At 46.4% G+C, this 1,251-nt stretch carries 2 protein-coding genes; one reads left to right on the top strand and one right to left on the bottom strand.

Translation table 11 applies throughout. The features are described 5' to 3' along the window. On the top strand, nucleotides 1–483 hold a 483-nt coding region (locus AB4653_RS26885; protein WP_372105758.1), incomplete at its 5' end, for a TetR/AcrR family transcriptional regulator C-terminal domain-containing protein. 22 nt (nucleotides 484–505) lie between these two features. Here the strand turns inward: AB4653_RS26885 and AB4653_RS26880 are convergent. Then, a partial coding sequence (locus AB4653_RS26880; RefSeq protein ID WP_372105757.1) for a LysR substrate-binding domain-containing protein occupies nucleotides 506–1,251 on the bottom strand: 746 nt, incomplete at its 5' end.

Raw genomic sequence — 1,251 nt, 5'->3', positions numbered from 1 at the left:
GTCTACTCTCACTTTAAAAACAAAGACGAACTTTTCGAAACCTGCATGCAAACCAAGTGTGCGGAGCGAGAACTCAGTCCTGCTGCCTTTGATATGGATGCTGCGGTGGGTGATGAGTTGGTGAAATTTGGTGTGAAGTTTCAGGATTTATTACTTGATGAACAATCTAGACAAACCTTTCAAAATGCCATTAGCCAAGCGAATACGCATCCAGAGATCGCCTCTATCTATTTAGAAACTGGCCCTCAGAAAACCACCAAGTTACTTGCTGATTATTTGCAGTCGAAAATAGACTCTGGTGATCTCACACTGTCGACATCAAGCTCGCCAGTCATTGCAGCACGCCAACTGTTGTTGATGTTTCACGGCAAATCGGCGTATTGGGGATTCTTCGGACACGATAGCGGAGAATCTGAAGAAGAAAGACTTCACTACACTCGCGAATGTGTCGCGCTGTTCTTAAACGGCAATCAGCCTCGTTAATCGTTCAAGGTTCATGTCGCCGTTAGCTCGCATTTGAAACTGACTCAAGAAGTAACTCATAGAAACGTTTAGCAGCAGGGCCTGTCTTGGCTCCTTTTGGTAAAGTCAGGTGCAGCGGAACGTGATACCCACTGCCATTTTCGACATTCAACACAGTGAGCTTGTCACTTCCTCGACTTTCAACAATGTGCTTTGGTAGTCGACAATAACCGACTCCCTGCTCTACCGCGCCAAACGCATGATCGAAATTATCCACCGTAATGCGCTGACTCGACTTCAACCACCCTACATCCTTTTTGTTCCCTTGCTTTTTACTGCCTTGACTAGCTTGAGCACCTAAGTCCCGCACCACAATTTGTGGCAGCGACGACAACTGGTTTAGTGATATAGATGACACGTTAGCTAAAGAGTGCGAACTTGCGACAACGGGCTCCATCATCGTAAAACCAAAGGCTTCTGCTGAGTAATTAGTAATAGGCAAGTTGATGATAGCCACATCGGCCAGTTCTTGAGTCACCAGTTCGGTTGTTTTAGACAGTGATGTTTCAATCACTTGTATCGATGTGGTGTTGTTCTCCGCCAAAAATGCAGCCATCGGTTGATAAAGACGCTCAAGACAACACAAGTGATCAACCGCAACCACAATTTCAGACTCAACACCTTTCGCTAGCTGTTCACTGATCAACTCTAGCTCGCGAGCTTGTTCCAACATACTGCTTGCACGGCGCAACAGTGATTTCCCATCCTCCGACAAGACCGCCCTACGAC

It is taken from the genome of Vibrio sp. 10N.222.48.A3 (genome assembly GCF_041475345.1).
GTDB lineage: Bacteria > Pseudomonadota > Gammaproteobacteria > Enterobacterales > Vibrionaceae > Vibrio > Vibrio tasmaniensis_A.
The sequence above is the reverse complement of the archived record's forward strand: the minus strand, read 5'-3'. Positions and strand labels throughout refer to the sequence as shown.